Annotated in this window: 8 protein-coding genes and 1 pseudogene; all 9 read right to left on the reverse strand. The window is 45.6% G+C overall.

Annotated elements, in window-relative coordinates:
- The coding region (locus GX117_09365; GenBank protein ID NLO33548.1) for a replicative DNA helicase at nt 1-809 on the reverse strand (809 nt) is incomplete at its 3' end.
- Between the two features lies 1 nt (nt 810).
- Nucleotides 811-1,320 (reverse strand): 50S ribosomal protein L9, encoded by a 510-nt coding sequence (locus tag GX117_09370; GenBank protein ID NLO33549.1) that lies wholly within the window; start codon nt 1,318-1,320, stop codon nt 811-813.
- A 77-nt stretch (nt 1,321-1,397) separates the two neighbouring features.
- Nucleotides 1,398-2,318, reverse strand: a complete 921-nt coding sequence (locus GX117_09375; protein NLO33550.1) for a DUF2232 domain-containing protein — start codon at nt 2,316-2,318, stop codon at nt 1,398-1,400.
- A 58-nt stretch (nt 2,319-2,376) separates the two neighbouring features.
- Nucleotides 2,377-2,658, reverse strand: a complete 282-nt coding sequence (locus tag GX117_09380) for a 30S ribosomal protein S18 (protein NLO33551.1) — start codon at nt 2,656-2,658, stop codon at nt 2,377-2,379.
- 26 nt (nt 2,659-2,684) lie between these two features.
- Nucleotides 2,685-3,146 (reverse strand): single-stranded DNA-binding protein, encoded by a 462-nt coding sequence (gene ssb, locus GX117_09385; GenBank protein ID NLO33552.1) that lies wholly within the window; start codon nt 3,144-3,146, stop codon nt 2,685-2,687.
- Nucleotides 3,147-3,221: 75 nt separating this feature from the next.
- Nucleotides 3,222-3,701 (reverse strand): annotated as a pseudogene (gene rpsF / locus GX117_09390) (30S ribosomal protein S6).
- Between the two features lie 421 nt (nt 3,702-4,122).
- Complete coding sequence (locus tag GX117_09395; protein ID NLO33553.1) at nt 4,123-4,968, reverse strand: hypothetical protein; 846 nt, start codon at nt 4,966-4,968, stop codon at nt 4,123-4,125.
- Nucleotides 4,955-5,569: a hypothetical protein gene (locus tag GX117_09400; GenBank protein ID NLO33554.1), complete on the reverse strand. Its 615-nt coding sequence runs from the start codon at nt 5,567-5,569 to the stop codon at nt 4,955-4,957. Before GX117_09400 ends, GX117_09395 begins: the two co-directional genes overlap by 14 nt.
- Nucleotides 5,570-5,585: 16 nt before the next feature.
- Nucleotides 5,586-6,944 carry a hypothetical protein gene (locus tag GX117_09405; protein NLO33555.1) on the reverse strand — a complete coding sequence of 453 codons (1,359 nt, stop codon included), beginning with the start codon at nt 6,942-6,944 and terminating at the stop codon, nt 5,586-5,588.
- Between the last annotated feature and the right edge of the window lie 355 nt (nt 6,945-7,299).

A 7,299-nucleotide genomic window follows, 5' to 3' on the forward strand; every position in this document is an offset into this window, starting at 1 on the left:
ACCATACACAAGAGCCGTTGGACCAGCTGTTCCTTTGCCATTTCAAGACTAAAGAGGAGAACGGATTTCCCTTCCAATGCTACGTTGGCAGCAATGTTGAGGGCGAAGGCGGTCTTTCCGACCGAAGGGCGGGCCGCTAAGATAATCATATCGGAACGTTGTAAACCGGATAACTTCCGATCCAATTCGGTGTAGTAGGTGGCCAGCCCCGTGATTCCTGAACCGCTTTTTATCTGTTGTTCGATACGCTTAACGCCATCTTCCAGCAATTCCGAAATAGGAAAGACACGGTTCGTTTGGCGCTGCTCGTTGAGTGCGAAAATTTCCTTTTCGGCACTATCGAGTAAATCGGCGACCTCGCCGTCATCTTCGTAGGTCTCACGGCTGATGAAGGCGCATAGATCAATCAGTTTACGACGCAGCGCTTTCTCTAAAACGATTTCCGAATAATATTCAATATTGGCGGAAATGGGGACGGCACCGATTAATTCGCTGAGATAGCTTTCATTGCCAACACTTTCCAAGGCCTTGTTGGAACCGATCTCGTCCATGAGCGTGACGCGATCAATGGCTTTGTTGGCGGAAAAGATCGCTACAATACCGTCAAAAATCACCTGATGCGCAGGGATATAAAACAGATCATGCAGGTTTCCGCGCAATACTTCGAGCGCCTCCCCAACCGATTGGGGGCGGACCAGGATGGCCCCGAGTACGGCACGTTCAGCATCGACATCCTGCGGGGGCATGCGGTCATAATGGGTTAAACCCGCCGACACAGTTCCGGCGGGTCTCTCAGACCGCGCGGCCATATTAGTCTGTTTCCGAGGTGGTATCAGCTTCTTCCGGGGTTTCCTCAACAACGGTGGAAATCTCGTCCTGTAAGCCGGTCACCCATACTTTGACAGGTGTTTCAATACCCGGAAAGAGTTTAACGGTAACCGCGAAGATACCCAAAGATTTGATGGGCTCGTCTAAAACGATCTGCTTGCGGTGAATCTCATAGCCTAATTCAGCCAGTTTTTCGACAATCATAGCCGGTGTGACAGAACCGAATATTTTATCATCGTCGCCGGCGCGCATTTTAAATTCTAAGGTGAGCGATTTCATTTTATCGGCAACACCCGTAAAAGCGGCACGCTGTTTTTCCTCGCGGCGTTTGATGATACGCAATTCATGCTCGATCTGTTTGGCCGTAGCGGAGTCGGCTTCAACAGCAAGCTTGCGCGGAATAAGATAGTTCCGTGCATAGCCATCAGCCACTCTCACCTGCTCCCCCATCACTCCCAGATGTTCGACGTTTTCACAAAGAATTACATTCATACCAAAGGCTCCATCATTTGAACAAAGAATGCATCAAATCTGAACCATCAGATTGCTTTACTGCATCCCAATTGTAATTATATTTTCTGCTGTCGTGCTTTGATATAGTGCCCTATTTTCAAGCGAAAATTCCACCATGTATCAAAAAGTCCGACAAATACCAAAAAATTTTGCAGATTCAACAAAATAAAGGCCGTAAAAAAGACGACCATAAATACCATACGAGGCTGAAAGGCGTACAAGGCAAACAAGACAATGGACAAACCATTCAACCAATAAACCACAGCCAACGCCACGGCACCGTTCCAAGCTATTAAACGGAGGGCGTCATTGGGCCGCCAGCTGTCCCAAAACCAGAGTCCGGCCAGCGCAATGGCGACCCAAACCAAATGTTCGGGCACGCGCATCCGACTGAAATACATATTTGCCGGCGCTATCAACCCTTCGCCGCCTGCCCGTCTATACAAGGCGCTCAGCAAAACTGTTGTCACCAGCAGAATAAATCCAAAGACTGCGCCAAAGCTCAGGTAGACCCAATGCTCTGACAGCCACGCAAGACCTTCGCGGAGCGCGACACTGTCCTCTACGGACTGCCCTTCGTCGAAAGAGGCTGTAAAACTTTCGACTTGTTCCTGCCAGTCCGTTTCATAGTCTTGCCAATAAATCGCGACATTGGCTGCATTAAGCAGAAACAAAGAGACACTCACAAAGGCGATGCCAACTCCCAGGGACGCGCCGCGGCTCATGAATATGCCCAGCACGATCCCGCACAGTCCGACCATCACAAAAACGAGGGATCCTATGGTGTCATGTCCGAAAGCGAAGGGTAAAATTCCAATCAGACCGGACAAAAATAATGCATAGAGTCCTTGCTTATGCAGCCACAAATACGCGGTTAAGGGAGGCAGCATAAAGAGCACCGGCATAAAATAACCGAAGATGGTACTTACCACCGCGATGGCAACAAGAACGAATATAAGATGTCGTTGTCTGCGCATAGTATGCAATTGCGGCCGTATCGCAGAGCGATCCGGATACGGCCGGCGTAGTAAAAGTTTAATCAGCTAAGTAAGGCAATAACGCCGCTTGCCGCGCCAGTTTTATGGCTCGGTTAAGCATTCGCTGATGTTTGGCATTAGCACCGGTGATCCGACGAGGAATAATCTTGCCCCGTTCCGTAATATAATGTTTCAGGAGGTTTACATCCTTATAATCAATGTATATTACGCGATCAATGGTTAATCGACATACTTTTGCGCGTAATAGTTTTTTCTTCTTGCGTCTGCGAAGTTTTTTCTCACGCACTTTTAATTTTGTTTTAGCGGATATTTTCGCCATAAATACAGATTCCTTAAATCAGAGGATCAGAAGGGAATGTCATCGTCAGTAATGGGCTCTTCAATTTCGCGGGGCTCAGGCGCAGCCTCGCCGCCATGGGGGTCAGACTGCGGCGCCGGTCTTGAACTCGACCCCGAATCATCCCAATCCAGCGGTGTCACCCGTTGCGCGTTAATCGTAATCCTAGTGCGTTTTTGACCGGTAGCCTGATCTTCCCATTCGTTCATGCGAAGGGAACCCTCCACAAGAACGGGACGACCTTTGCGCAGCCGTTCACCGATATATTCGGCCTGAGGCCCCCACACCGTTACATCGACAAAAGTCGTTTCTTCACGACGTTCGCCATTTTTGTCCTTGTAATATCGGACATTTGCCACACCCAAACGACAATAAGGCGTATTGCTGGGCAAGTATTTCAGTTCCGGGTCGCGGGTCAGCCGACCGGCAATAAAGACACGATTTAAATCAGGTACGCGCACATCACTCATTCCGGCACCTCTCTATAGTTGTGTTTTAACCAATAAAGCGTCATTCCCGCCTGCATGGCGGGCACGCCAAACTGTTTACTCCATATCATCGTCATCATCGTCATCGCGCGACCGCGAATTCTGATAATCGAAATCACGACCACGGCGACGAGGCTCGTCATCGTCATCATCATCATCATCAGCATTCTCACGACGGCTTTGACGTTCTGCGCTCAGGCGCAGCTCTTCTTCATAACGGTGTGCCTGTTCTTCTTCCAATTTAAGCGTCTTTTTATCGAAATACAGAACCATATAACGAATGATCGCATCCGCCAATTTCAGGTACTGTTCAAAACGTTTAATAAAATCCGGGTTGGCAAGAAAACGCAATACTACGTATACACCTTCAGTGTGTTTTTTAATTGTATACGCTAATTTGCGTTTACCCCATACATCGGAGCGCACGATTGTTCCTTCACCGGATGTGATAAATTTTTCAACATCAGCAATAATCGTTTGGATGGCACTTTCGTCCAATTCAGGACTGATTATGTACAGCGCTTCGTATGTTCTCACGTATCTTCACCTCCTTTATAGGTATACTGGTTGAGACTTAAGATTTCTTGAAAAAAAATACTCCTCAGTGGAATTTTAGCAAAAAAAGAGCACACAGCTCAAGTTCATGTTGTTTCCGTGCTACAAGGCGGACTCAAAGTGAAAAGGAAATCAAGCAGTTTTTAATCAACTCCTGTTGCTAAGGATGAAAAACAGGGTGTTGCAATTCAAGTTTGAAGTTGCACACTCTTTTTTCGGCCGATAGACAAAAGTTCAAACTTCTTTTAAAACAGGATAATGAAGCAGCTGAAGGCGGTATTCTTGGATGTTATCCACAAAAGACAAAAGATTTGGATAGCATTTAGAGACACCATGCAAGTAGATGATAAATTAATAAGTGAAAACAATCCCTCTGGTTTGTATGATTAAACTAGTGTCGCTTCTATTCTCTCCCGTAATTCTTTACATGCAATTTGAGACACCTTCGTTGAAACTTAAGTTTTTTTAAAGCCAGATTGAGCTGCTGCCTTTGATGGGGATTGAGATCCTTAAAATACGACTTAAGCTGCCTCTCATGTTCCTTGAGATCTCGTATAGTTGTCAGCACTGTATCTATTTCTTCTCTATCTCCTGCTGATATAGTTTTAAATGCAACTTGAGACGCTTCTTCAAATGTAGCCAAATAGACGGCTATTTCTGTCTTTACGGCCGCTTCTGAGATTAATTGAGATCCTTTGAATACGGCTTGAGAAGCTGTTTTAAATGCGGCTAAAGAGGCTTCAATTTCGCTTTGAGATACTGCTAAATCTTCTCCTGGTTCAATGCTCACTATCTCAGATTCAAGGCTATCAGCGGGTTCAAGGCTATCAGCAGAAGGCAGTGTATCTCCCGCAGCGTAAAGGCGCGTGGCAAGTTGCAGACAATACAATAATTCAAGAGCCACGTCCCGTAAGGGCAGTTCATAGTTAAGATCTATGCCTTGCTTCTTAACAAAATCCAAAAGTACCGTTTTGATTGCTTCTTCTCGTGACATACTTAATTGTTCAGCAAGAACATCAATCACCGTAGAACTTTTGCTGTAGTTGTCAACGACGACAAAGAGTGTCGCATAACTGGGGGCGGGAATATTATCGATCACAAAAGAGGGTTGTATTTTGTTCCCGTTGGTTCCCGTTGAAATCAACTCTTCATAGGCATCAAATCCTGCCGCGCCTATTTCGTCGATAAGCTCGCAGATAAAGCTTTGTAAAGAAATTGTTTGTTTCCAAGGAAGATCAACGTTCTTCAATGCTTGTTGGCAATAGCGAAGTTCCTGGACGTTCCAATCTTCCGACTTTAAAGGAATAGAAATCTTTCAGAATGCGCAGCAAGCGAAAATGGGGTGATAATTTTTCGTCATAGTCACGCGTATCTAAAGTGAGGAGCCAGCTATGAATATTAGAGGCTACTTCAACTTTAGTCACCCTATTTTCCAATTCTTCAAAACGCTCATAAATACGGTTCGCCATGCGCTCAATTTCTTGACGGGTTTCTTGTTCCGCAATGGCAAGGGTCAATAGATTGTTTTTTACCGTAATAATGGCATGGGCAGTCATCAGACTGCGCTCCTGCAATAGATTGAGATATCTCCACGAAATACGCTGCATTTCAGCCAAATCTTTTTGGTTGGCTCGTTGCATTTCGCCGGTCTTCCCGGAAAGCCCCTTCCAGCACCGTTTGAAAAAACCCATATTTTTGTAATCGTCCAGTCGATCTTCGGTACAGGAGAGCAGTCGGGTTGCATCTAACGCCAATTGCTGCGACTCGATATTACCGTCTTTCGCCCATGCTAATTTCGGTTCTATTGTCTCGTCAATGACGGCTAATTCAGATCTGCTGTAATCGTACATAAGCGTTTCCTTTGGTTTATAACCGGTCGATGGCACGAGACATATTTACGCCGGCTGTATCCATGAAATCCTTTGCCTGCTCAGAGGCAATATTTAATCTGTGTTCTTCAATAAGAAATGCTTCAAAAACAGCTTGGCCCTGTGCAAAAGCCTTTGCCGTTTCCTGCATAATTTTTTGTGCGGCTACCAAAGCCTGTGTATTCTCTATGAGTTCTCTAAACGGTTTTTCAATACCTCGTTCGACGGCAATAGTTACAGCCATGCTGGCGATAAGTCCACCTGTCATAGCGCCAAGCAACGGAGCCAATGCAACCCCTCCGACCGAGAGACTTGCACTCCCGACCATTTGTATACCCAAGGCACTTCCCCATACGCCTGCAGCAGTCTGAAAGAGATTTTTTCCGAAGCGATCTTCCACTTCTGCAGGAGTTATTTTACCGGCCGAGAGGCTTACCAAACATACCACTAAATCGGCTCCGCAAATCGCTGCTCCCGCGACACCGGAGCGCGCCAATAAGGATCTCATTGAGGTCTCCGCCATCAGTTGCGGTGCAATTTTTATGGCTAAACTCACGGCTCCCGTAGCTGTAGCAGCTTTTAAGGCGCTGTCAGCAGCCGTTACAGCAGTCGTTTTGGTAATTTGAAGTATGGCTTCTTCATAGCTGATAGCTCCGCGACGCACAAGATCACAACATTTCACCGTAGAGACGACTCCGCCCATAACAGCACCCACAGCCGCAGCGGTTCCGGCAGCATGTATCATTTGTCGCGTTGTAGAGACCTTCAGTGTCTTAGCCTGCAACGATTTTCCTTTTTGAGTGTCGGAAGCTTTATTACGCATCTTCCCGACAAGCTCTTTGTGGGGGGGTGGTTCCGATGCAATGTCATCCGGAGAAAAACAATCGGTAATTGTATCCTTCACTTCTTCTGCGGCTTGTGATAGATAATCTTGTTTTGTCTCATTTTTTTCGTATATTTTTTCAGCGTGAGTGTCAATATTATTTTCAATGTTCAGCTGAGAGATTTGATCTCTCGGATCAAGAACATCACCGGGTCGCGCGCCAAATTCTGGTTCCAATTTCGGACTTGTGTCTGTTATTGTTAGGGCATGGCAGACTTTCTTTTTCATAATTGCGTCTAAGTCGAACGATTCCGCATATTGTTTTTCCGCGGCAAAACCAAGTGTTCCAGGGAGTATCTGCCCGAACCTTAGTATTGATAAGATATTTTTGTTGTTTCTGACAAGTTGCTCAACCATTTTCCCCATATCTTTACGCGTCGCTTCCGGAAAATATTGATTAACTGCATTCAGAGAACTTGAGTTGAGAAATTCATTTTTGATGCTCTCATTAGTGATATTATTTTTTCCGTGCATATTTTTTTATCTCCTGATCGCGCTGTTCCTAAGAGCCGAGCAGTCTGCCCTATTGTGTAATAGATGAAAACTCAATATCCATTATTTCGCTGACGCCCTGACGATCACTAGACCTCTTTTGGGAATTCGCAAACAGCACATTAAAGCTATTTACAATGGAAAAACACATGCCAATCTTCCTCTTTGATACCCTATAGTGATCGGTACATTCTCGCCGGTGATACCTCATGACTAAATTTCACCAAGTTGTTTATAACACGTTGTTTTTGGCAAAAGCAAAATTTTTTTGTTTGGCGGCAGATTTATTATTGAAATACAACTGCTCCAAAAAAAGGACAAGGTCATAGAGCTCTTC

It is taken from the genome of Candidatus Hydrogenedentota bacterium (assembly GCA_012523015.1).
Classification (GTDB): domain Bacteria; phylum Hydrogenedentota; class Hydrogenedentia; order Hydrogenedentales; family CAITNO01; genus JAAYBJ01.